Consider the following 23,457-nt stretch of genomic DNA (forward strand, 5'->3'; position numbering starts at 1 on the left):
CAGGTATAAAACATCTTCCCTAAATACTTTTAGCCATTTGTTCTAGTTTTTGCCATTTTTCCAGAACTCCTTTTTGTGCTGTTTTCATAAACTCCTCAGCTATTTTTGGGTTAGTTTGAGCTAATGCGCTATAGCGAGTTTCATTATAGGCATAATCCTTAAATGGTAATTTAGGAGTTTTGCTGTCTAGTTGGAAAGGATTCTTGCCCATTGACTTTAATGTTGGGTTATAGCGATAAAGCGGCCAATAACCAGTTTCAACAGCTAATTTTTGTTGGCCTAAGCCTTTGGAAGTGTCAATTCCATGTGCAATACAATGGCTATAAGCAATAATCAAAGATGGGCCAGGGTAGCTTTCTGCTTCTAAAAATGCTTTTACGGTTTGACTATCATTTGCGCCTAAAGCTACTTGGGCTACATAAACATTTTCATAGCCTATAGCCATAAGTCCTAAGTCTTTCTTTGCGCTAGTTTTACCACCAGCAGCAAATTTAGCTACTGCTCCAAGAGGTGTTGCTTTAGAAGATTGTCCACCTGTATTTGAATAAACTTCTGTGTCTAAAACTAGTAAATTAACATTACGTCCACTTGCTAGCACATGGTCAAGCCCGCCATAACCAATATCATAGGCCCAACCATCGCCGCCAACAATCCAAACGCTTTTCTTTACTAACACTGGAAGCAAATGCAAAAGATCCCGCGCCATCATATCAGGACAATTTTCTAAAATAGCTTTTAGTTCTGCTGTTCGGTTGCGTTGTGCCAAAATTCCTGCATCACTTGATTGATCGGCATTAAGTATTGATTCTGCTAGCTCAACACCAATTACATTTTTAAGCTTGTTAACTAGAGCGTAAGCATAATCTAGCTGTTTATCTAAAGCTAGGCGCATTCCTAAACCAAACTCAGCATTATCTTCAAATAAAGAATTGCTCCAAGCTGGCCCGTAACCCTCTGCATTTGTCGTCCAAGGCGTTGTAGGTAGATTGCCACCATAAATGCTAGAACAGCCTGTTGCATTAGCAATTATTGTATGATCCCCAAATAATTGGGATAGTAATTTTAAGTAAGGAGTTTCTCCGCAACCAGTACAAGCCCCTGAAAATTCAAAGAGAGGTTGAAGAACTTGGATATTTTTTACTGAGTCAAATTTTAGCGAGTTGACACGAGAAATTTCTGGTAAGTTATGGAAGAAGTCCCAATTTTGTTTTTCTACTTCACAAAGCCCTTGGTAATCACTCATATTAATGGCTTTACGGCCAGCTTGGTTTTTATCTTTAACAGGACAAATTTCTACACACAAGCTACAACCTGTGCAATCTTGACCTGAGACTTGGAGGCTATATTTTTTATTTGGCAAATCCCTAAAATTAGGGTCAGCAAACTTAAATGTGTTTGGAGCATCTGCTAAATACTTTTCATCATAGATTTTAGCTCGTAGTGCTGAATGTGGACAAACCAAAACACATTTACCGCATTGAATACAAAGGTCTTTGTCCCAAACAGGAATTTCTTGGGCAAGGCTGCGTTTTTCCCATTGGCTTGTACCTACTGGGTATGTTCCATCAACTGGCATTGCGCTAACAGGCAGCAAATCACCTTTACCAGCAATAATTTTAGAAGTAACGGATTGAACAAATTCTGGAGCATTTTCTGGCACAATTTCTAGCATATCAATTTTGCTATCAATTTTATTAGGCACTATAACTTGATAAAGATTAGCTAAGGTTTGGTCTACAGCTTGGTAATTTTTTTCTACTACTGATTCACCACGTCGGCTATAGCTTTTTTTAATTGATTCTTTGATTTTGGTGATAGCTTCCTCGCGTGGTAAGACTCCGCTAATTGCAAAAAAACATGTCTGCATGACGGTGTTTACTTTTTTATCCATTCCTGCGGCTTTTGCTACTGAATAACCATCAATGACATAGAGTTTAATGTTTTTTTCTTGAATTTGTTTTTGTACCATTCTTGGCAGTTGTGACCAAACTTCCCTAGCACTAAATGGGCTGTTAAGAAGCACTGTAGCCCCATAAGCAGCCGCTTCCAAAATATTGTAGCGTCGCAAAAAAGCAAATTGATGTACTGCAATAAAGCTAGCATGTTTAACTAAGTAAGTGCTATGAATTGGGCGAGGCCCAAATCTTAAATGTGAAATAGTTCTAGCTCCAGATTTTTTGGAGTCATAAACAAAATAACCCTGGGCATAAAATGGCGTTTCCTCGCCAATAATTTTAATAGAATTTTTATTTGCTCCAACCGTTCCATCTGAGCCTAAGCCCCAAAACACAGCCCTAACAACATCTTTTGGCTCAATATCAAACTCATCATCATAAGTAAGACTACTATGAGTTACATCATCATTAATTCCAATTGTAAAGTGGTTTTTAGCAGTAGTTTTAGCTAATTCTAAGAAGACACTAATTATCATGCTAGGAGTAAATTCTTTAGAAGAAAGTCCGTAACGCCCACCTATAATTTTAGGAAAATTTTTTAGAGTCCCATTAGAAAAAGCTTCGCTAATTACTGTCATTACATCTTGATAGAGAGGCTCTCCGGCCCCGCCTGGTTCTTTGGTGCGGTCTAGCACAGCAATAGCTTTAACTGTGCTTGGCAAAGCTTTTAAGAAATATTCTGAAGAAAAAGGACGATATAGTCTTACTTTAATTAATCCAACTTTTTCCCCTTCATTTACTAAATAATCTACAGTTTCTTGAACAGCCTCACAGCCTGACCCCATAAGCACTAGAAGTCGTTCGGCATCAGGCGAGCCATAGTAATCAAAAAGTTGGTATTGGCGACCTGTTAGACTAGCAAATTTGTCCATCAAGTTTTGAACAATCCCTGGTGTAGCTAAATAATAAGGGTTAACAGTTTCTCGTGCTTGAAAGAAAACATCAGGATTTTGTGCTGTACCACGAATAACAGGATGTTCTGGCAAAAGTGCGCGACTTCGATGAGCATATACCAAATCTTCATTAATCATTTCTTTGATAGTTTTGTCTGAAACTTGAGTAATTTTCATTACTTCGTGAGAAGTGCGAAAACCATCAAAAACATGTAGGAAAGGGATCCGACTTTCTAAAGTAGCAGATTGACTAATTAAAGCAAAATCCATTACTTCTTGAACAGAATTAGCAAAGAGCATCGCCCAACCTGTTGAACGTGTAGCCATTACATCACTATGATCACCAAAAATAGATAAGGCTTGTGCTGCAATTGAGCGTGCTGCAATATGAAAAACTGTGCTAGTTAGCTCACCAGCTATTTTATACATATTAGGTATCATTAACAGTAAGCCTTGACTACAAGTAAAAGTCGTAGTTAAAGAGCCTGTTTGCAATGCACCATGTACAGCACCAGCCGCGCCGCCTTCAGATTGCATTTCTTGCACTAGGGGAACTTCGCCCCAAAGGTTGACTATGCCTTGAGACGACCAACTATCGGCAAATTCTCCCATTGGAGATGCTGGAGTAATTGGATAAATAGCAATCACTTCATTAGTTTTATGAGCAATATAGGCGGCTGCCTCATTAGCATCTAAAGTAATAAGTTTTTCTTTCATTTCATGCCTCTTTAGAATTTTAGCTAAATTACTGTAATTAAGATTACTTATTTTATATTTAGTAATAGCTACAAGTTAAAACGAAAAGTTAAAGTGCCTTGTACTTTTACTGGCTTATTGTTAAGTAAAGTAGGGTTAAATTTCCATTCCTTAGCAGTTACTAAACAAGTTTGCTGCAATAAACTATGTCCAGAAATAATTTGGCTACTAATAACGTTCCCATTTTCATCAATAACAATTTCTACAACTACTTCACCTTGAATTGCTGCATTACGAGCTACCATAGGATAACTAGGGGTTATTCTAACAGTAGCATTACCACGAATTATGCCTTCGCTACGTCTAATAATTTTAGGCTCTGGAGAAGGAGCAATTTCTTTTTTTTCTACAACTTTTTGTACTGGAGGAGGTGGAGGAGCAGCAACAATATCTGCACTTAAAGGGTCTAATACCCCTCCTTTTACACCTCCTAATACTCCACCCAACACACCACCAATTTCACCGCCAACTACACCACCAACTACACCACCAGCCACGCCGCCTTCTACACCACCTTCTACCCCTATATCACTTCCATTATTCACACTAGGTAAAACAACTTTATGGCTTACTGGCATTATTAAATTTTGGTTAAAGTTTAGATTCATTCCTGTTTTAACTATTAAATCATTAGCAGGTTTAACTATATTCATTCCACCTTTTGGTGGCGGTGGGGGTGGCGGTGGCGGCGGCGGTGGCGGCGGTGCTAACATAGTTAATAGCTGTAAATGGCTATCTAAACGAGCATCAAAAACAAAAATACCAGCAATAACAGTAGAAATAAAAATAATCACCCAAATAATTGAGGTACAAATAAATAATGCCCACTTCTTTTTGTCTCTTTTTTTACTGACACTAGCTAAAGTATATTCAAACATTGTTTTGTACCTCCTTAAAACTTACACTTGCAAACTTTGATATTGCTAATGCTAAATTTAGTAAGTATTTTACAACTGTATTTAATAAATAGATTTAGTAACACTACTTATTATACCCTAGTAAGTCTAGTTCATTTAGAGCATTAGCAGGTTAGTAATTTTGCTTTTCTTCTACGCAAATACTGTACCAATTAAATACTTACCAATAAGTCTATAATTTTGCAATAAGTTAGATCACATAAATTAGACTTAAACAAGAATTTTTCTATACTCAAGAAAACATTTAGGGAAATATTTAATAACAATGGGAAAATATTTGGGGAAAAGTAAGAAATTGAAGGTTTTTAGCACAGCGTAAACTAAGTAAGTTAATATTTCTTGAATTTCTTGAGTCTTGAAGGGACGAAATAATTGTAGCCTAGGTCGTAAGACCTAAGCTTAGTGATTATACATAATTAGAGTCACGTAGCGACGACATAATAAACCTAATTAATACAATATTTTAATTATGTCGTCACTACGTGACTCTGTAAATATTTCATTATCATACGTAGGGTTGAACCCCTACACTACAAATATATCGCCCCGTTGGGGCTTTAAGAGATAAAACATCAGAAAACTTTATTTACAGTGTTTTTAGCTTAAATATTTTATTATAATTATTGTCTGCAAATATTAACTAATAACTAATCTAAAAGCTCTTGCCTTATAAATAACCTAGGTAATACAATTGCCCAAATACTTCACTCTATCTAATTTTCTTAAATGCAACAAACTAATCTTAAAAATAAAAGGCTAGCCGATGTCAAAAAAGACAGCTTCTGAAAATGAGTCTTCTCGACGTAGTTTTTTAGTAATATTAAGTGGTTTTTTTATGGCTTTAATCGGGGGAGTAATGGGGATAGCAAGCGGTATTTATGCTATTTTTCCAGCCTTTAACAAAAAGGCAAGCAAAGATTTATCTTGGAAAAGCTTAGACTTAATAGATAAAATCCCTGATGGAATAAGCAAGCATTCAATTATTAGCAATAAACAAACAGGTTGGGCAATCTCTCAAACAGAACAAATCGTTTGGGTAGTAAAAGAGAAAGAATCCGTAAATGTTTTTTCTGCCGTATGTCCTCATGAAGGTTGCACTGTAAACCATCAATCTAGCAAATTTATTTGTCTTTGCCATATGAGCCAATGGAAATTGGATGGAACAAAAACCGATGGCCCTACACCTAGAGATTTAGATAAGCTTGACCACCGTATTAGCGACAATAAACTAGAAGTAAATTATCAAAACTTTAAACCCGGCACACCAGAAAAAACTCCATTAGCATAGGAGCATCATTTGTGGCTATAAAATTAGATAAATTAAATTCTCTTGTAGAATGGGTGAATGAAAGAACAGGAGCTAAAGCTATTTGGGATCACTTAATGAATGAGGCTATCCCAGGTGGCACTCGTTGGGTATATGTTCTAGGTAGCGCACTTTTATTTTCCTTAACTTTACAATTCTTTACTGGCGCATTACTACTACTTTATTATGTTCCTGCTGCTGAATTTGCACACGTTAGTGTAGCCTATATTCAAAAAGAAGTTATGGCAGGAAGTTTTATTCGTGGTCTTCATCATTATGGTACTAGCATTATAGTAATTTTAGCTGTGCTACATATGCTACGTACTTTCTTTTGGGGATCTTATAAAAATAAGCGTGAATTAGTTTGGTTAGCGGGTGTAACGCTATTTTTTATTATTTTAGGATTTGGTTTTACTGGCTATTTACTCCCTTGGGATCAAAAAGCTTATTTTGGTACAGCAGTAGCAATTAACTTGATGTCCGCCCTTCCTGTTATTGGCGAACCAATGTCAAAAATTGCCTTGGGCGGCGATGGACTCTCTACTTTAACACTTTCTCGGTTTTTTGTAATTCATGTTGCTGTTTTACCAGCAATATTAGTTATTTTTACCGCAGGACATTTATTTTTACTACGCAGAGCTAACCATTCTGGAGATTTTCGAGAAACTCCCACTTCTGAACCATTTTTTCCTAAACAGTTTTTTAAGGATTCAGCCTTTGCATTTTTACTTTTTGGATTACTTTCATCAATTAGCTACTTTATGCCTGCACCACTTGAACCAGAGGCAAATCCGGCTGATGCTAGCTATATCCCGCGCCCTGAATGGTATTTTCTATTTCTTTTCCAACTTCTAAAATATTTTCCAGGTAATCTAGTATTAATTCCAGCCGTGATTATACCTGGCATAGTTTTTACAATTATTTTCCTACTTCCATTTTTAGATAAAAATCCTGAGCGTAACCCCTTCAAACGTCCTATAGCTTGCGTGTCAGCCCTTGTTTTAGTTTGTAGTGTAATTTTAATTACTGGACTAGCACTAAGAGATGATCGAAAAGATCCATTAGTAAGAAAGCAACTAGAAAAACAAGTAACTGATGGAAAAGCTTTCCTAAAAACTCCTTTTGTTCCTAAAACAACAGGTAAAGCTGCTGAAACGGCGGCTCAAGCCTCAAATGCTCCGCCACCAGCAATTTACCAAGCTAAATGTGCTGCCTGTCATGGCGATAAGGGTCAAGGTCAATTAGGCTCTAAATTAATTAATTTATCTCAAAAAGAAAAACGTACTCGTGATGACATTATTAAAATTTTAGAAGACCCCCAAAGCTATGGTTTAGCTGTAACTATGCCTAAATTTAGTGATTTATCAGAAAAAGAACGTCAAGAATTAGCCGATTGGATAGTTTCATTAAAGTAAGCTAAAATCACTGTCAGACGACTAATTTTATTAGGAGTAAAAACAGTGAAAATAATAAAGGTTATCTTAGCTATTTTATTGGCTGTAATAGCTCTTTGGCTTACACTTTGGCTAATTGGCGTGTTAACTTCTCTTGTTTATATAGCTATTATTTTAGCTGTTATTTACTTAGTAGGAATGCTAGCTTGGAAATTAATTAATTTAAGCAAAAAGTCTGACCAACCCGCTAGTAACCTTCAATTAGACACAAATTTTAAAAATCAAGAAAAATTAATTGAAGCGGAAAAAAAGCTATTAGAACTAAAAAGACAACGAAAACAATAATTTCTTTATGACACTGCAAAATCTTGCACAATTAAAATATTCTGCCCAAGCCCGCCAACGTCGGTTTGACGTTTTTGCTTGTCCTCAAAAAATTACTCAACTTCTTGAAATTCTCCTTGAAAAATCAAAAAATGTTTTAACTCCATATATTAAATTAGATAGATTACGGGATAATCCAAACCAAATAGAAAAAATCAGCAAATTCCTGTAAATGTTCTATTAAATATAGTTGAGACAATGAGCGAAATTTTGCAGGAACATAGTCAAAAGCGTATCTCATTTCGCACTTTTACAGATAATTATTTGCGTGTTTTAAGTTGTCCTGAAGACATAAAAGAATGGTTGGAAGTTGGACAAATTACGCTATTTGAAGCACTGCAATTAAAAAGACTAAACGAAGAAAGCTTAAATGTTGGCAAAAAAGAGGCTATTAAAATTCGAGTAGAGTTTTTTAATCACTGTCGCAACCAAAATTGGATTATTCACAGGTTAAGAGAGGAAATAGACTTAAAATTAGGAAAAAGTGAGTCCAGCATTGAGCCAGAGTTTGCAGAAACTTCTAAAGCAACTCAGAGAAATTTAGCAAATTTAGCAAATTTAACGGATTTACAAATAGAGGAAATAAATTTTTCTCCTAGCTCAGAGTCTTTTTTTAGAGAACAAATTTATTTAATGATGGAAATGTTAAATTTTATAAATTTCAATGAGCTAGAAAAAAAGGAACAAGAAATGCTGCTAACAAATGTTGACACAGTAATATTACAACTACAAAAATTAACTAAAAAAACACAAAAACGGGTTAAAGAAACAAAAGTAGAAAAAGACAATTTAGGTTTTTTATCTTAAATTATGTTATTTAGGCAACCAACTATTGAATGGCAAACAAATGGGATATGCAATTATGATTGCTCATATTGCATACAATCAAAGAAATTTCGTCAAGGTTATCCTAGCGAAGAGGAAATAGAAAAATTTTTAGAATTTTTTGCCACTTTACAAGGAAATTGGGAAATAAAAATGTCTGGAGGCGAGCCATTTGCTTTTAAGGGATTTATGGACAAAATAGTCCCAGGACTAGCCTTATTGCCTCATAAAGTTTCTGTTCTAACTAATTTTTCTGCTCCACTAACTGTTTTACGTCGCTTTGTTGATTTGCTAGGGGATAAACTATCTGTAGTTTCTGTTAGTCTGCATTTGGAATATGTTCAAGCAATGGATTTTGTAGAAAAAGTAAGCTGTTTTCGAGAGTGGCTAGCACCTACAACAAGTCTAGTAATCAACAATGTGCTAGTGCCAAACACTTTAGCTAATTTATTGGAAGTGAAAAGTTTAGTAGAGCAAGCAGGACTTAAATATTTTCCTCAAATAATGAAAACTAAACATGGAGTTTTTTCTTACAACTTAGAAGACAAAGACTTGGTTATCCAATTAACAGGCAAAAATCCATCTAGCAAGCAAGCTAATCTTGCTCCGTCCTATCGTGGTTTGCTTTGTTGGACAGGTGTAGAATATTTTGTATTAGACCAAAAAGGGAATGCCTGGTCTTGTCGGACGGCTAAAAGATTTCAGGAAGGCTATTTAGGAAATGTTTTAACTGATACAGTAAAATTAAAAACTGCTCCAAGTGCTTGTAAATATGATATTTGCCCTTGTACCGTGCCAGCCAATCGCGGGATGATTGAAGGCATTAATAAAATAGTTTATGAAGATTGAAGCAATTAAAAGTAGAATTAAGCCTTTAGCTTGGCCGCCTAAAACCCTAATGGATTCAGCAGGTTATAGCGCGACGGCTGAACCAAGTAGGGGTGTAGTAACTTGGAATATAAACACTACTTGTAATTATCGCTGCTCATATTGCACACAAAAATTTTTAGATAATCGCGCACGTTGGGCAAAGGATACAGAACTCTTTTTAGCTGCTTTTAAGCGTTTGCCAGGAGAATGGGAAATTAAGCTATCAGGCGGCGAGCCTTTTCAACACCCAACTTTACTAGAAATTATAGAAGGTTTAAGAAACTGCGGTCATTTTGCTAGTGTTGTTACTAATTTTTCTGCTTCAGAAAAAAAATTACTAGCCTTTCTATCAAGTATTCAAGATAAGTTATTAGTATTTTCTGCTAGCCTTCATTTAGAGTATGTTAAGAGTGATAAAGAGCTTAACGAATTTATTCAAAAAGCTTTGCTGGTACAAAATAATCTTCCCTTACAAGCTTCTTTTAATGCAACTTGTGTAGCCACTAGAGAGAATTTTCCTAAGTTACAAGAACTAGTTAAATTATTTGCTGATAAGGGTTTACGCTTAAAAGTTCAACCAGAAAAATTTCAAGGTGATGTTATTGATTATACAGAGGAAGAAAAACAAGGACTTGTACAATTAGGCGGGCATAATGGTTTAGGAAAAGTGGCTTGGTCATTTTTGGGCCGTCCCTGTTGGGCTGGTAGGTATTCTTTTACGCTAGATGACTTAGGGAATGCTTGGCGATGTTATCCTGCACGACGTTTTCGCGCTCAATATTTAGGAAATTTTCTTTCCCCTAGTTTTCAACTAGCCGCAGGGCCTTCACCTTGTTTATATTCATATTGCAATTGTACTGTCCCAATTGAACGTGGCATGATGCCTAAAGACAATTTTTTAGAGGTAAGACATGAAAATTAAATCATTAATTTGCTTAGTAATATTAATTAGCTTTATTTCTATTAGTTGTGGTGGTTCTTCTGAACCAACAGCAACACAAACTCCAGAGGTAGCCAAAAAGCTAGATGTGCCTAGAGAAACGCCTATTCCAGGAAATACAGGTGCTAATCCAGCAACAACAGCAGCACCGACTACAACAACATCTGGTAATTCTACTGCTAGCTCGGGACGTGCAATTGAGCAAAAAGTCTTAGCTCAATTAGGACAAGCGGCTAGCGGCGACAAGATTAAAGACGCTTTTCCAAATGAATCATTTAAGGTCAATTTTTATAGAGAGGCAAGCGATAAGACTTGGACAAGGTTAAAAGTTGACTTAAACCGCAATGAAAAATGGGATGAAAAATGGGATTTAGCAGACGGTCAGCTTAAGAAGCGTCAAGTTGCTTCTAAAGATGACGAAAATTATGATCAAAAATTTATTTGGCAAAATGGAAAATGGGAGCCAGAAAAATAAATGGGAACGCGGATGTCCTCATCCGCATCTTGTTGAAACTTAAAACCTGCGAGCAAGATGCTCGCGCCCCAATATTAATTAAATCTATTATGTTGTTTAGGTCTATTAATTGGCATTTCGCTTTCTCCTGCTGCCATATCTAAAGCAGGTAAAGAAGATATGGCGGCATTTTCTCCTTCTAATAATTCATTATAAGAGATGCGAAACTCGTCGCTAATTTCCATATTTGTTAGTAGTCCATCTACCATTTCAGAAATACCACGAACATTTGTCATGCTATAAAGTTCATCTTGAATTAGTTGCAAAGAGTTACGGACAACTTGAAGACGTGCTTCAATTAGTCGGACTAAGCTTTCTAATTGTTTTATTTTACTAAATCTTTGACGAAGGATTTTTAAGTTTTGTGCAATTGCACCACGAACTTGATCAGACTGCTCATTACAAAGATTTTGCTCTGCTGTTTTAATTTCTCGTTCTAGCATCCCTTGTAATTGCTTATAGTTACGATTAGCTAGTAAAGAATGAGCGCGTAGCATTTGCACATATTCAAAACGAAAATTATCTAGCTTTTCAACTAGCCCACCTACCATTATCATAGAAGCTTTATCTGTACCCTGCTCATTTGCCCGTTTTTGTATTTCTCCACAAAGATGTTTTAAGGAATTAAAATCACTTTGATAGCTAGCCGGTAAATTGCTAGCAATAAGGTTTTCTTTTTCTTCTTGCTCTCTTTTAAGCTCTCTTTCAAATCCTGCTTGAAGCATTTTTTGTACAAAACCAAGTTGCCCTAACATAAAAACTCCTAATTGACCAGCAGCTAGAAAAAAAATCATTGCAGGATGAACAACTAAACTTAGAAAAATCATTACTCCAATAAATACTAAATTAAAGTTACTTTTATAAAGTGCTTTTAAGTATTTTGTTTGTGGCACTTCCATTAAATTTGTCCTTAAAATAGAAAATTAAAAAATTAAAGTGTCCGTACTTTTATAATTTGTTCTCATAATATAATGAGTTGTTGTTTCGCTAACTATTTCAAAGCCTAAGCTTTTATACAAATTTTGTGCAGGATTTACTTTTAATACATATAAAAATACTACTTTATTTGCATTTTTAGCTTTATCAAGCATATCTTGAATTATACATCTACCAATACCTTTATTTTGGTATTTAGGCAATATTTCTATTACTCTTAAAAATACATCTTTATCACTATTTTCTACAACTATTATTCCAATATCTTTTTTATCAAAAGTAATAATTTTTAATTTATCAGGCTCAAAATTTTCCTTAAACATTTTCTGCTGAAAATCATCATTCCAACCCCAAGTTTTATCAACGTAATCTTTCATAGTAGCTATATGTAGCTGATAGAGAAAATCGTAATCCTGATAACAAGCAGGTCTAAATGCTATTTTTTGAAAGATTTCCTGGTCAGAATTCATAAATTTAATTTACTAGGAAAAAAATTGTGTAGAAATAAAGCCCCAAAGAATTACTAGCATTCCTAGAATTTCCCCAGGTATAAGCAAATACATAAACCAAGTAGAAATAAAGTTTCTTTTGCTAAATAAATTATCAGTTTGATTTTGTAGCCCAGTAATAAAATAACCAACTATAGTTAGGGTAAAAAAGGTAAGAGGAATTATTGTAGCAAGTATCTGTATAAAATTAGAATAGGGACTATATTCTAGTAATTTTGCAATTACTAGAGCAGCAAAGCTATAAAGAAATGAAGCACGATGAGCAATATCAATATAGGCGGGTGCATTATGACTAGGGCTAGTCATAATGTATCTATACTTAATTACTCCTGAGAGCATACCAAAAAGTAAAAACACGCCTGCGGCTAATAGGCTGAGTTTAATGGCTAATCCCATAATCCCCTCAATATTATTAAATGCTTATTAGCCGATTATTTATCATCTATTTTGTTTTTACAATTTGCCTTAGCTATAGTTCTAAACAGGCAAAGTAAAACGGTCTACCGCAATACCATAGCTACGAAGTTTCTTTTCAATATCGCTTGCTTCTTTATCCATTGAACTAGGATCTGAATGTTTATAAGTGTTGTAGCGACCGTCAATGTATTTTTCTTTGCTAGCACCCTTTGCAATACAAGTAAGTCCATAGCGAACCGCACCATTTACGCTAAGGCATTTATGTGCATCAAGAGAAATAGTATCTATTTTGTTAGAGACCGCCCATTTGGCTAAATCTTCGAGACTGTAAAAATACTTTTCTATCATGATGTACTCCTGGTCTTTTATTTTGACAAAGATCAACTCACTTAACATATAGTTGGGTTAATTTTTTAGTATTAACTCAATTAGTTTAGTTAGTGGGAAATTTTTGTTTTTGGTATATCTCTCTATCATGCAACTTTTTTAAAATATGTCAACCGATTTATTGCTAAAAAAATTTTTTTATGATTTATCTAAAATAACTCCATTATTACTAGCTAATTAGCCATGTTCTATTTCATAATTGCAAGCCGTACTTTTGAGGAAAAATGGACACACCTAAAGGAAAAAAAATATTTATCGTTGCTGGTGAAGCATCTGGTGATTTACATGCTAGCAATTTAATTCGGGCAGTTAAGGAAAACCTCCACACAGTAGAATTTTATGGGATGGGTGGAGTAGAAATGCTTGCAGCAGGTGCTAGGCTTACTCATGATTTGCGTAAAGTTAGCGTTATAGGTTTAGTAGAAGTTCTATCACGCCTACCAACTATTTTACGAACGCTAAAAGAGTTAGCAGAGTCAATTGTAACTGAAAAACCAGACTTAGCCGTACTGGTTGATTTTCCAGACTTTAACTTAAAATTAGCTGAAAAGTTGAAAAAGGCAGGAGTTCCTGTTCTTTGGTATATTAGCCCTCAAATTTGGGCTTGGCGGGCTGAACGAATTACTAAAATTATCAAATTAATTGATTATATGTTGGTGATTCTACCTTTTGAAGTAGACTTTTACCACCAACATAACCTAAATGTTAGTTTTGTTGGACATCCTCTAGTTGATAAAGTAGCAGCAAAACTATCTAAAGAAGAAATTTGTAAAGAATTAGGATTAGAAGCTAATAAACCAATTATTGCACTACTTCCTGGCAGTCGTAACATAGAAATTAAGCTACTACTACCATACTTAAAAGCAGCAGCAGAAATTCTTTATCAAAAAAACCCTGCTTATCAATTTGTTATCCCTCTAGCTAACACTTTAGACCCTAGCAAAATAGCAAAAAAGCTAGATGGTGTTAAAGTTCCTATAAAATTAATTACAGGAAAAACTTATGACATAGTTTCTGCGGCTGATTGTGCTGTAGTTGCAGCAGGTACAGCAACATTAGAAACAGCTTTGCTTAACACTCCTGCTATTATTATTGGGCGAGTGTCTCGACTAACTTGGTTTCTTTGGTCAAAATATACAAAACTACCTTATTATGGACTACCTAATTACATAATAAATAAAAAGCTAATCACAGAGTTAATCCAACACCAAGCAAGCGGTGAGCAAATTGCTGAGGAGATAGAAAAATTACTTAATTCTTCTTCAGAGCAAAAGCGATTACAAGAAGGTTATCAAGAAATCCGCAGGCGTTTAGGCGATGGTGGAGCATCACAAAAGGCTGCTAATATTTTGCTAGAAATTTTGCTAAAAGATGCTAGTCCTTATAAATTGTTAAAAAACTAGATACCTGCAATATGAATTATTAACCGCCGCCGGTGAGCGCGTCGGCGATGTTCCCATAAATAAAGACCCTGCCAAATTCCTAAAGCTAATTTAGCGTTACTAATTGGAATATTTTCAGAGGTTTTTGTTAAAACACTCCGAGCATGTGCAGGCATATCATCAGAGCCTTCTGCGTCATGCTCCCAGTTATCCGACTCAGGAGCTAGTTTATTCATCCATCTAGATAAATCTCTTAGTACAGAAGGATCAGCATTTTCTTGAATTATTAAACTAGCAGAAGTATGTTGAATAAAAACTGTACAAAGCCCTGTAGTAATTTGACTTATCTTTACAATATTAGCAACACGATCAGTAATATTAATAAAACCTAGTCCATTAGTATTAATTTCTAAAAATTCTTGAAAAACTTTATAATTTGACATTTCTAACCTATTTAAAATATTAAAAAACTGATTGATGAAGTTAAGAATATTAACTAAATTGGGGCAAACTTTATAGTAGCAAAAAAAAATTTCTTAGATCAGGTTTTCCATATTGATTTAACAATACTTTGATGTTACAAAAACAGGTTGTTTTACCAAAAATAAATCAAATATTGCCTTAAGGTTTTATTACTAAACCTTTTATTCTTTGGCTCTAAAACAATCAAAATATGTAAATATTTAATGATAAATAGAGCAAACTATTAATTGCAGTAAAATTTTTACTTTTTGATACTTAAAAAACGAGGCGTTATTATTTTCGCTGAGGCAAGAGCATGAAATTTTGCAGCATCTGTGGCAAACAGTGGTTTAATGACATAAGGTTTTGCCCTATTGATGGTGTTCCGTTAGAAAGTGATTCTCCATCAAGCTCATTAAACTATTTAGTAGGCCAAGTTATTAACCACACTTACCGAATTGAAGCTAAAATTGGTGAAGGCAGCGTTGGCACAGTCTTTAAGGCTAAACATTTAGGTATTGGTGATATTGTAGCAATAAAAGTAATTGCTCCTGCAAATACAGAAAAAACTGATTCTTTAATGCGATTTCGACGAGAAGCTAAGGCGGCTCGTCGTCTTTCCCACCCAAATGCAGTTACCGTCTATGATTTTAATATTACTGATGGTGGCTTGCTATTTATGGTAATGGAATATGTAAATGGTATTACCCTAGAAAAATATCTACAAGACCATTCCCCTTTACGCCCACAACGTGCATTAGAAATTTTACGTCCAGTTGGTGCAGTTTTAGATGTTGCTCATAGTTTAGGTATTATCCACCGAGACTTAAAACCTGCTAACTTGATGCTTTGTAAAGACACAAGCGGCAATGAGCAAGTAAAAGTATTAGATTTTGGCACTGCTCGCTTAGTCCTTGAGGATTCAAACACACAAGAAGATGCTGTAATTACTACATTACAAGGTCAAATCTTTGGTGCGCCTATTTATACCTCTCCAGAACAAGCATTAAGTGAGCCTGTTGGCCCGACAACAGATATTTATACATTAGGTATTATTCTTTATCAAATGCTTACAGGTACAGTTCCATTTAATGCACCAAAAGCTTATCAAGTAATGATGGCACATATTAATGATTCGCCTGACTTACCATCTAGCCGTAATCCTGGACTACCAATAGAGTTTGATGATGTTATTTTACGAGCTTTAGCTAAAAAGCCAGAGGATCGTTATCAAACCGCTACAGCAATGGTTGAGGAACTAACAGCGGTAATTTCTAATTTAGTTACTCGCGATACTTTGACCATTCCTTCTCCAGTAGAGAACTTAAATGGGTCAGACTCAGAAAAAAGCCAAATTATCTCCTCATCTATTTCTAATTTAGAACAAACTGATTCTTCTGTAGAACTTGAATCTTTTGATTTACCTGACCCAATACATAGCGGTGATTTACCAATATTTATTGATACAATAAATTTTCAACAATATGTTGGACAAGAAACAGCCTTAGCTCAATTACAAGAAGAAATTAACACATCCTCAACTACCCAACCTATTTTTATTGTTGGAGAAGCAGGTATAGGTAAAACAACCCTAGTTAATCAGTTAAAACAATGGGCTGAAAGTCAAAAAATAACTGTTTTAGTTGGCAATTTTACAGAGTTTGGTGCAACTTCAATAGAACCATTGCATGTATTAAAAGAATTATTAAGCTTGCTTCCAAATATTAAATTGCTTGACCGCAGTGCTAAATCTAGCAATTTATCAACCGCTATGCTGCGAGAGCAACGAGAAGAAAAAAAGTGGCAGTTATTTGACCGTTTAGTAAAAACCTTAGAGGATAGGACTAAAATTTCTCCTCAAATATTAATAGTAGAAGATCTTCAATGGGCTGATACTCTTAGCCTAGAATTTCTAGGCTATTTACTGCGTAATAGTGAATTAAAAAATTTTTCTTTTGTTGGCACAGTCCGTTCTGAAGAACTTAACCGAGAAAGTTTATTTAGCAGTTGGTTTAAGTCCCAAAAACGCTATTTTTATTATCAAAGCTTAGAATTAGCTAAGTTGGATCAAACAAATATTTCTCTACTTCTAGAAAATATTTTTCAGGCTATTGGCATTCAACAACAAGATATTGAATCCCTACAACAAATAACAGAAGGAAATCCGCTTTATTTAATTCAACTTGTTAGTCTTTTAGTTCTTAGCAACAAAATTTCCCTACAAAATAATATTTGGCAAGTAGAACCAATAATACCAAATAAAGTGCCTAATAGTATTGCTAAGATTGTACAAGAAAAAATGGCACTACTTCCTTTAGAACTACAAAAAGTTCTTAAGTTTTCCTCTGCTATAGAAGAAATTATTAATTTTGACCTACTAGAAATTATTATAGGTAAAACGGCGGATCAATTAAAAGATATTCTTATCCCTGCTATTGATTATTTGTTAGTAAAAGAAGAAACCACTAGCCAAGGTCAAGTCTTGCGCTTTTATCATAATTTAATTAGACGTAGCATTTATGACAATATTTCTTTGGCTGAAGCCAAAGCACTTCATAGCGACATAGCCAAGGCTTATAACTCTTTAAGACACACTAAAAAGTTTCGTGTTGGTGCAGAGTTTGCTTATCACAATTATTTAGCAGGTGCTTGGGAAAGAGCCTTTCAACATGGATGTTCTGTTACAGAACGAGCCTGGCAACATTCTATGTTAGATGAAGTGATTCGTTTTTCCCGTTATACAGAAGATGCTGCCTCAAATCTAGCAGAGCTTGATAAAGATGCCTTAAATAAATTAACAGAGCTTAAATTATTAAGACTTCAATCACTTTTGCGCCTTAATCGTTTTAGAGAAGCAGAGCTTGAACTTGATAAAATGCAAGAGCTTATGACACAAATCGAAGACGCTTCACTGCTTGCACTTTATCATTTAGCTGTTTTAACTATTTGTAATCGTAATGGTCATTATAGCCAAGGAATAGAAATTGGTTCTGCTGGACTAGTTTTAGCTCGAACTGTAAATGATGAAGAAACCATTCGTCGTCTTATTTATAATATTGCAGGTTGTCATGCTCATATTTCAAAATTAGAAGTAGCTATTACTTTATTTGAAAATCTTTATAAAATGTCTAAACAAGCCGAAGATGAAGCCTTACGTTGTGCTTCACTTTGTTCAATAGGCTATTTACAACATTTTGCAGGTAGTTGGCGACAAGCCCGAACAAGCTTAAATCGCGCTCGTCAACTAGCCCAAGAAAGCTATGACCCTTATCGAGAGTGTTTAGCATTAATTTTTTCTATTTGGATAGCTGAATATGAAGGTAATACATCTACCCTTAATTCTTACTATCAAACAGGCTTAAAGCTAGCTCGTATTTATGGCTGGGTTAATTATGAAGGTTATTTGCATTTCCTCTTTGGCCGTCATCAAGCCTATAGTGCAGAAATTGACGTGGCTACAGCCGAGGAATCTTTATCTAGCAGTCTAGAAATTATGCAGGAAGTCCCAGATCTTCCAGGTCAAGTTATTGTAGCTCCTACTTTAGCCTTACTTAATGCTCGTATTAATCCATCTGAAGAAACTATAAATAATTTACGCTCAATGTGTGAAAGTCTAGCTCAATGGGGAGAAAAGCTAAATTATTGTGAAATACTTTGTCATTTAGCTAAAGTAGAACAAGAAAATGAAATGTGGGATAGTTCTTTAACTACATATGAAAAAGCCTTGGATTTAGCTAAAACCATTCCTCATATTGATTGTCAGTGGCAAGCAATGTTTGGTCTTGCCAAATATCACCATTACAAAGAATGTTCAGAAATAACTTCTTCTTACCTCTCGCAAGCAATAGAAATCATAGAAAAATTAAAGAAAGAATTTGATTCTGAAGCAGATATAGAAGCATTTTTAGAAAATAAAAAGCCCCTTTATGAACTACAAGATAAATTAAGTTTTAACACCAGGAGTTAGGAATGAAAAATATTTTAGTAAGCGTAATTCTAGTATTTAGTTTCTTTAGCATTACTTCAACATATAAAATTTTTGCTCAAGAACCTACTCCTGCGCAAAACCCTGCTCCAGAACAACCAACAGCAATAAAAGGAACTAAAGTTAATTTAATTAAGCCTGCTGGATTTATAGAATCAACAAACTTTCCAGGCTTTCAACAAAACTCTAGTGGGGCAACAATAATTGTTACAGAACTACCTGGCCCATATAAAGAAGTCTCTGAAAGTTTTACAGCAGAAAATCTTAAATCCCGTGGAATGATCCTTCAATCTACAGAAAAAACTACAATTGATGGCTATCCTGGGCTAATTATTAAATTCTCCCAACAAGCTTATGGTCAAGATTTTGGCAAATTAGGTATTTTATTTGGCGATGATCAAGAAACAATTTTTGTAGTTGCATCATTTCCAGTTGAAACAGAAAAAGACCTGCTTGCACCTCTTAAAGATTCAATACTTAGTGCAAAATGGGATCGCAAAAAAGTTGTAGACCCATTTGCAGACTTAACTTTTACTCTTGATGATAGTTCCAGCCCTTTAAAATTTGCTAAACGTGTACAATCCACATTACTTTATAGCAAAGATGGTCAATTTCCCGTTGCTGTAGATGCTCCTATTTTTATTGTTGGAAAAGCGGTTTCCGACCTAGCAGAAGAACAAATAGCTGACCAAAAAGCTTTTGCAGAAAGCCGCCTTAATCAAACTGTAGAAAATAAAAATATCGTAGTTCAAACCAATGAACCTATCACTATAGGCGCGTTAAGCGGTTATGAGCTAGTTGCTAGCGGTGAAGATGCTTCTACAAACACCCCTGTAGCCATTTATCAAACAATTCTTTTTGAAGGAAAAACTTACTATATTTTTCAAGGTGTGGTGGGTGCAAAAGCCAAAGATCAATTTATTAGCGAATTTAAGAAAATGACTCGTAACTTTAAACAAAAGTAGAAGTTTGAAGAAAAAAGCTAACTAAAAAAGAGATTGTCAGACAATCTCTTTTGTTAGCATATTTATCTATATATTTTTTTAGTTTGCAACTATCTCCACAGGCTTAGAAGTGGCTTTTACTTCAGGGTTATAATATTGATAAACCGTAGAAGCAAAGACAGTTACAGTTGCTGTTGCAATGTCTTCTTTAGCTAGTCTAGTGCGGTCATATTTAATGTCTATAGAAAGTGGTTCTATAGTTTGAATAGGCTCTAAACGGCTTTGCCAAGGCTTATAATAACGTCCAACTATTTGATACATCATTGAACCTTTACCAGCAAATTGAAAATCTAATTTATTATTTCCAACTTTTGTATAAGGTTTTAAGTCAAGCTGTTGCATCACGTCATTGTTATCTTCAGTAATAACTAAATCAGTAATTTTTTGTCCATTAATACTAACTGCAATTGTGCCAGTTGTATCTTTACCGCTAGATTTTTGTTGTGAAAGTAACAAAGCTTTAAGTGAAAGAATTGTTGCTTGTGTAGAATGCCAGTTTCCAAAAGAGTCTTTTTTATCATTTAAGTATTTTAGAGCTTTAACAACTAAATTTGGGCTACTACCTGATTTAATCAAGGCTTGAGCAGCTAATGCAGTTGTTTCAATATCTGCCATATTGCCATGTGAATAAGTTGGGGTTTTACCTTCCATTTTCCAAACAGCAGATTTTTCTTGTTCTTCTACTTTTCCAACTAATGAATTAATTATACGTGTAGTCCAGGCCACGTCTTGACGAGAATCTACAGCAAAGTTAGCTAAAATTGCTAAAGTGTAAGTGTCTTCTTTACCATTTAGATTTTTATCAATAAAGCTTTTTGCTTTTGCGATTGCGTCGCCTTTATAGCCAGTATAGCCCAATGCCCAAGCAATATAAGCTGTGATTCTTACTTGGTCATTATGAAAATTATTTGTTGCACCTTCATCAATAAAATCTGTGTCTGGCCGCCAACTACCATCAGCTTGTTGTTGTGAAGCAAGCCAAGCTTGAGTTCGCTCTATTAATCTTGGGTCAACTTCATGAACTTTTGACATATCAAAAAATTCCATTAACCCAAAAGAGGTTAAGATTTTATTTGCTGGTGCTTGACCAAACCAAGAAAAACCGCCTCCCTTAACTTCATAAGTCACCAAGCGTTGATAGCCTGTAGAAATAAAGCCTTCAGCCTTAACTTGAATTTCAGGAGTAATTTTCTTTGTAGTCTTCATATAATCCAAAACTAAAACATTTGGATAAGTTGTAGCAGAAGTTTGCTCAAAACACCCTCCAGGCATTCTTAACATACTGTCTAAGCCTTCAACTACTTGGCTTAAAGGGCCGGGGTAAAACTTAACTAAAATCTTGCTAGCATCAGCAATAGCAATTTCTGGAATAAGAATTTCTTTGCTGGCAGTGTTTTCTAATCTGTCATTAATTGTAACGTTTTGTTGTTCGCCATTTGGCAAGACTTCAATTTGTCGAGCAATTGCATCACCATTAGCGGCTGAATTACGGTTAAGAAGTCTTGCTGAAACGGTTAATTTGCCGATTCCAAGGCGTTTTGCTTGAATACGAAAACTGCTTGCTGTTACTTCACCAGCAGCAACATTTACTTGTTTAATTGCTGTGTCTTCAACCAAAGTAAACCAGTCTTCTTGTTTTAGAGTTAGTTCAACTGTTTGAGCATCAGTTAAATAATTATAAACTGCAACAGGTATAGAAACCGTGTCATCTTGAGTAAGTGAAACCGGCAAATCTAAGTCAATAAAGAAATCTTGGAAAACTTTAATTCCTGCTGTGCTGCTGCCTAAAGCACCTTTTTTAGTAGAAGCTAGCATTGTCATTCGCCAAGTAGTTATTGAGTCAGCTAGCGGAATTCTTACAGTTACACGACCAGTTTTATCAGTTATAAGACGAGGATTAACATAAAGTGTTTCTGGAAAATAAGAACGTATTTTTGTTTCTTCTCCACCGCCTTCACCACCACTTGAACCTTCTGTTTTAGTTTGTTTATTAGCTTCTTTGTCTGCTGAACCAGTATCTTTTCTTGGAACCATAGCATCAACCATTTTAGGTGCAGCAGTACCCGCAACCATTTCTAAAGCTGCTCCGTTGGCTTCAGGTCTTAGACCACCTCCCATTAAATCACCACGTTGATTTCTGCGTTTTACCCTTCTGTCATCTTCAAAATAACTATTTAAGTTAAATTGAAACACAGCTTTTTCATTTTGCTTATAGCCATAAAGTTGAAAATAAAATTGTTGTCCATCTAACCCGCCTAACCAATCAATAGCAGCATAATAGTTTGCATAATTATTTTGTGTTTGTCCTTCAATTTTTATTGTTCGTCCCCAAGGATCAATTAAATCTGTTGCTTGAATGTAATTAGCTTTAATTGCTTTAGGAACATCAGCTTTTAAGTCATAGCTGGAAGTTTTATTTTCTTGATAATACTTGTTAATTCCTGCCACTATTCTTTCCATTTGTTTGTTAATTGACTGGTAATATTTTGGGTAATATTCTCCTGCTTTTGCAGCAAAAACATTTTGTCCTTGTTCAGTTCTTAAAGTGTAAATATTGACTTCTGTTGCTGCTGCCAAAAGCACTTGAGCCGCATTTTTACGAACTATATTAGCTTCTGCGTCAATTTCTCCAACTGGTAAAATATTTCCTGTGTCATTTAAGGAGTGAATTTCATAGCGTGGTTTTAAGAGTTCTTGTTCAAGATAAAAGAAAACTTTTTCTAGCCCTGGTTTTTTCTCACTTAATGCAAATACAGCTTCATCAACTACTTGAAGATCTAAAACAGCAACTTTTGGATTGCCGGATTTATCTTTTACTATCATTTCTATTGCTGCTTCTTCACCAGGTCGAAAAGATTCTTTTGCTAGTTTAGTTTCAATTTGTAAATCATCCGCAGGGTCAACAAAAATCAATCGTCTATCGCTAACTGGGTCTGCATTGTTACCAAAAATATAAGCTCTTACTTCTAAAGTACCAAAAAGGTCTGCGCTTAAATCAAAACTAGTTGTAGCTTGATTGTTCTCAAGCTCTAAAGCACGAGTGGAAACAGTTTGACGATCTTTGATTATATCTAAATAAACTGATCCTTTAGGACGAGTAGAAATAATTGTAACATCTACCTTTTCACCTACTTTGTAGAGGGCTTGAGGTGTGCGAAGCATAATGCTATCGCCTAAAACTTGACGACTCTTTAGAGCAATATTAGCTGTTCCAACCTTGCCATTTGCATCTTTAGCTGTAAGGTTTAAGTAGCTTGTTTGTCCATCAAGTTCTACAGTTGCAACGCCGTCTTTACCTGTAACTAAACTTGCAGGTTTGATATTACCAGAAATAGTTGTAGCGGCTGGACTGCCATCAGGATAAGCAGTTAACAAATAAACTCGGTTTGTAAGACGAGGAGCCCATTTCCCCGCTTTCAGGTACAGCAGTAATTAAAATAGGATTGTTTGAAACTAATAAACTTTCTGCCTTTTCTTCTGTATGATTTGCGCCATCCGTTACAGAAACTTGAAAAGCAACCGGAGCCGCACCTTGTTCAAAGCTACGACCAGCAAAGGATTCAGGAAGTTTCATTGAAAATTGATATTCACCTGTTTGATCTAAAAAAGCTTCTTGTTTAC

General features: G+C 35.1%; 20 protein-coding genes. 11 read left to right on the forward strand and 9 right to left on the reverse strand.

Features of this window, described 5'->3' with window-relative positions; genetic code table 11:
* Nucleotides 1-19: 19 nt before the first annotated feature.
* On the reverse strand, nt 20-3,565 hold the full coding sequence (gene nifJ / locus IPK14_18350; GenBank protein ID MBK7995260.1) for a pyruvate:ferredoxin (flavodoxin) oxidoreductase: 3,546 nt from the start codon (nt 3,563-3,565) through the stop codon (nt 20-22).
* A 68-nt stretch (nt 3,566-3,633) separates the two neighbouring features.
* A complete protein-coding gene (locus tag IPK14_18355) occupies nt 3,634-4,482 on the reverse strand; it encodes an energy transducer TonB (protein ID MBK7995261.1) in 849 nt (282 codons plus the stop codon).
* Nucleotides 4,483-5,284: 802 nt separating this feature from the next.
* Between IPK14_18355 and IPK14_18360 the strand changes: the two genes are divergently transcribed.
* Genes IPK14_18360 through IPK14_18395 form a run of 8 tightly spaced genes read left to right on the forward strand, consistent with a single transcriptional unit; the run spans nt 5,285 to nt 10,715 of the window.
* Nucleotides 5,285-5,809, forward strand: coding sequence for a Rieske 2Fe-2S domain-containing protein (locus IPK14_18360; protein ID MBK7995262.1), 525 nt, complete (start codon nt 5,285-5,287; stop codon nt 5,807-5,809).
* Nucleotides 5,810-5,820: 11 nt separating this feature from the next.
* Nucleotides 5,821-7,242 carry a cytochrome b N-terminal domain-containing protein gene (locus IPK14_18365; GenBank protein MBK7995263.1) on the forward strand — a complete coding sequence of 474 codons (1,422 nt, stop codon included), beginning with the start codon at nt 5,821-5,823 and terminating at the stop codon, nt 7,240-7,242.
* A gap of 45 nt (nt 7,243-7,287) precedes the next feature.
* Nucleotides 7,288-7,566 (forward strand): hypothetical protein, encoded by a 279-nt coding sequence (locus IPK14_18370; protein MBK7995264.1) that lies wholly within the window; start codon nt 7,288-7,290, stop codon nt 7,564-7,566.
* 7 nt (nt 7,567-7,573) lie between these two features.
* A complete protein-coding gene (locus IPK14_18375) occupies nt 7,574-7,777 on the forward strand; it encodes a hypothetical protein (protein MBK7995265.1) in 204 nt (67 codons plus the stop codon).
* Between the two features lie 26 nt (nt 7,778-7,803).
* The gene (locus tag IPK14_18380; protein MBK7995266.1) at nt 7,804-8,412 is read left to right on the forward strand and encodes a hypothetical protein; all 609 of its coding nucleotides are present in this window, start codon (nt 7,804-7,806) and stop codon (nt 8,410-8,412) included.
* Between the two features lie 3 nt (nt 8,413-8,415).
* Nucleotides 8,416-9,279 carry a radical SAM protein gene (locus IPK14_18385; protein ID MBK7995267.1) on the forward strand — a complete coding sequence of 288 codons (864 nt, stop codon included), beginning with the start codon at nt 8,416-8,418 and terminating at the stop codon, nt 9,277-9,279.
* Nucleotides 9,269-10,222, forward strand: coding sequence for a radical SAM protein (locus tag IPK14_18390; GenBank protein MBK7995268.1), 954 nt, complete (start codon nt 9,269-9,271; stop codon nt 10,220-10,222). Before IPK14_18385 ends, IPK14_18390 begins: the two co-directional genes overlap by 11 nt.
* Nucleotides 10,212-10,715: a hypothetical protein gene (locus IPK14_18395; GenBank protein MBK7995269.1), complete on the forward strand. Its 504-nt coding sequence runs from the start codon at nt 10,212-10,214 to the stop codon at nt 10,713-10,715. The genes IPK14_18390 and IPK14_18395 overlap by 11 nt, the downstream gene beginning before the upstream one ends.
* A 74-nt stretch (nt 10,716-10,789) precedes the next feature.
* Here IPK14_18395 and IPK14_18400 read toward each other — a convergent pair whose 3' ends face one another.
* The 4 genes from IPK14_18400 to IPK14_18415 form a co-directional block, all read right to left on the reverse strand.
* Nucleotides 10,790-11,653, reverse strand: coding sequence for a hypothetical protein (locus tag IPK14_18400; GenBank protein ID MBK7995270.1), 864 nt, complete (start codon nt 11,651-11,653; stop codon nt 10,790-10,792).
* Between the two features lie 24 nt (nt 11,654-11,677).
* Nucleotides 11,678-12,160, reverse strand: coding sequence for a GNAT family N-acetyltransferase (locus IPK14_18405; GenBank protein MBK7995271.1), 483 nt, complete (start codon nt 12,158-12,160; stop codon nt 11,678-11,680).
* 12 nt (nt 12,161-12,172) lie between these two features.
* The gene (locus tag IPK14_18410) at nt 12,173-12,595 is read right to left on the reverse strand and encodes a hypothetical protein (GenBank protein ID MBK7995272.1); all 423 of its coding nucleotides are present in this window, start codon (nt 12,593-12,595) and stop codon (nt 12,173-12,175) included.
* Between the two features lie 81 nt (nt 12,596-12,676).
* On the reverse strand, nt 12,677-12,964 hold the full coding sequence (locus tag IPK14_18415) for a hypothetical protein (protein MBK7995273.1): 288 nt from the start codon (nt 12,962-12,964) through the stop codon (nt 12,677-12,679).
* Between the two features lie 263 nt (nt 12,965-13,227).
* Here IPK14_18415 and lpxB point away from each other — a divergent pair, with 263 nt between their 5' ends.
* The gene (gene lpxB, locus IPK14_18420; protein ID MBK7995274.1) at nt 13,228-14,406 is read left to right on the forward strand and encodes a lipid-A-disaccharide synthase; all 1,179 of its coding nucleotides are present in this window, start codon (nt 13,228-13,230) and stop codon (nt 14,404-14,406) included.
* Here lpxB and IPK14_18425 read toward each other — a convergent pair.
* Nucleotides 14,403-14,828 (reverse strand): YjbQ family protein, encoded by a 426-nt coding sequence (locus IPK14_18425; protein ID MBK7995275.1) that lies wholly within the window; start codon nt 14,826-14,828, stop codon nt 14,403-14,405. The genes lpxB and IPK14_18425 overlap by 4 nt on opposite strands.
* Nucleotides 14,829-15,163: 335 nt before the next feature.
* On the opposite strand from IPK14_18425, the gene IPK14_18430 reads away from it, so the two are divergent.
* Nucleotides 15,164-18,814, forward strand: a complete 3,651-nt coding sequence (locus IPK14_18430; protein ID MBK7995276.1) for a protein kinase — start codon at nt 15,164-15,166, stop codon at nt 18,812-18,814.
* A gap of 2 nt (nt 18,815-18,816) precedes the next feature.
* Entirely contained in the window at nt 18,817-19,797 is a 981-nt protein-coding gene (locus tag IPK14_18435) for a hypothetical protein (GenBank protein MBK7995277.1), read from the forward strand.
* Nucleotides 19,798-19,875: 78 nt separating this feature from the next.
* Here the strand turns inward: IPK14_18435 and IPK14_18440 are convergent, their stop codons facing one another.
* Both IPK14_18440 and IPK14_18445 read right to left on the reverse strand, forming a co-directional pair.
* The gene (locus tag IPK14_18440) at nt 19,876-23,211 is read right to left on the reverse strand and encodes a hypothetical protein (protein MBK7995278.1); all 3,336 of its coding nucleotides are present in this window, start codon (nt 23,209-23,211) and stop codon (nt 19,876-19,878) included.
* Nucleotides 23,192-23,410 (reverse strand): hypothetical protein, encoded by a 219-nt coding sequence (locus IPK14_18445; GenBank protein MBK7995279.1) that lies wholly within the window; start codon nt 23,408-23,410, stop codon nt 23,192-23,194. The genes IPK14_18440 and IPK14_18445 overlap by 20 nt, the downstream gene beginning before the upstream one ends.
* Nucleotides 23,411-23,457 lie beyond the last annotated feature (47 nt).

The sequence above is a fragment of the Blastocatellia bacterium genome (assembly GCA_016713405.1).
GTDB lineage: Bacteria > Acidobacteriota > Blastocatellia > Chloracidobacteriales > JADJPF01 > JADJPF01.

Excerpts from the sequence above, each read along its gene's own strand:
- IPK14_18380 (MBK7995266.1), top strand. The coding sequence starts at position 7,804 with ATGAGCGAAATTTTGCAGGAACATAGTCAAAAGCGTATCTCATTTCGC.
- IPK14_18415 (MBK7995273.1), bottom strand. The coding sequence starts at position 12,964 with ATGATAGAAAAGTATTTTTACAGTCTCGAAGATTTAGCCAAATGGGCG.
- IPK14_18385 (MBK7995267.1), top strand. The coding sequence starts at position 8,416 with ATGTTATTTAGGCAACCAACTATTGAATGGCAAACAAATGGGATATGC.
- IPK14_18355 (MBK7995261.1), bottom strand. The coding sequence starts at position 4,482 with ATGTTTGAATATACTTTAGCTAGTGTCAGTAAAAAAAGAGACAAAAAG.
- IPK14_18360 (MBK7995262.1), top strand. The coding sequence starts at position 5,285 with ATGTCAAAAAAGACAGCTTCTGAAAATGAGTCTTCTCGACGTAGTTTT.
- IPK14_18435 (MBK7995277.1), top strand. The coding sequence starts at position 18,817 with ATGAAAAATATTTTAGTAAGCGTAATTCTAGTATTTAGTTTCTTTAGC.
- IPK14_18390 (MBK7995268.1), top strand. The coding sequence starts at position 9,269 with ATGAAGATTGAAGCAATTAAAAGTAGAATTAAGCCTTTAGCTTGGCCG.
- IPK14_18425 (MBK7995275.1), bottom strand. The coding sequence starts at position 14,828 with ATGTCAAATTATAAAGTTTTTCAAGAATTTTTAGAAATTAATACTAAT.
- IPK14_18400 (MBK7995270.1), bottom strand. The coding sequence starts at position 11,653 with ATGGAAGTGCCACAAACAAAATACTTAAAAGCACTTTATAAAAGTAAC.
- IPK14_18395 (MBK7995269.1), top strand. The coding sequence starts at position 10,212 with ATGAAAATTAAATCATTAATTTGCTTAGTAATATTAATTAGCTTTATT.
- lpxB (MBK7995274.1), top strand. The coding sequence starts at position 13,228 with ATGGACACACCTAAAGGAAAAAAAATATTTATCGTTGCTGGTGAAGCA.
- IPK14_18445 (MBK7995279.1), bottom strand. The coding sequence starts at position 23,410 with ATGAAACTTCCTGAATCCTTTGCTGGTCGTAGCTTTGAACAAGGTGCG.
- nifJ (MBK7995260.1), bottom strand. The coding sequence starts at position 3,565 with ATGAAAGAAAAACTTATTACTTTAGATGCTAATGAGGCAGCCGCCTAT.
- IPK14_18405 (MBK7995271.1), bottom strand. The coding sequence starts at position 12,160 with ATGAATTCTGACCAGGAAATCTTTCAAAAAATAGCATTTAGACCTGCT.
- IPK14_18375 (MBK7995265.1), top strand. The coding sequence starts at position 7,574 with ATGACACTGCAAAATCTTGCACAATTAAAATATTCTGCCCAAGCCCGC.
- IPK14_18410 (MBK7995272.1), bottom strand. The coding sequence starts at position 12,595 with ATGGGATTAGCCATTAAACTCAGCCTATTAGCCGCAGGCGTGTTTTTA.
- IPK14_18430 (MBK7995276.1), top strand. The coding sequence starts at position 15,164 with ATGAAATTTTGCAGCATCTGTGGCAAACAGTGGTTTAATGACATAAGG.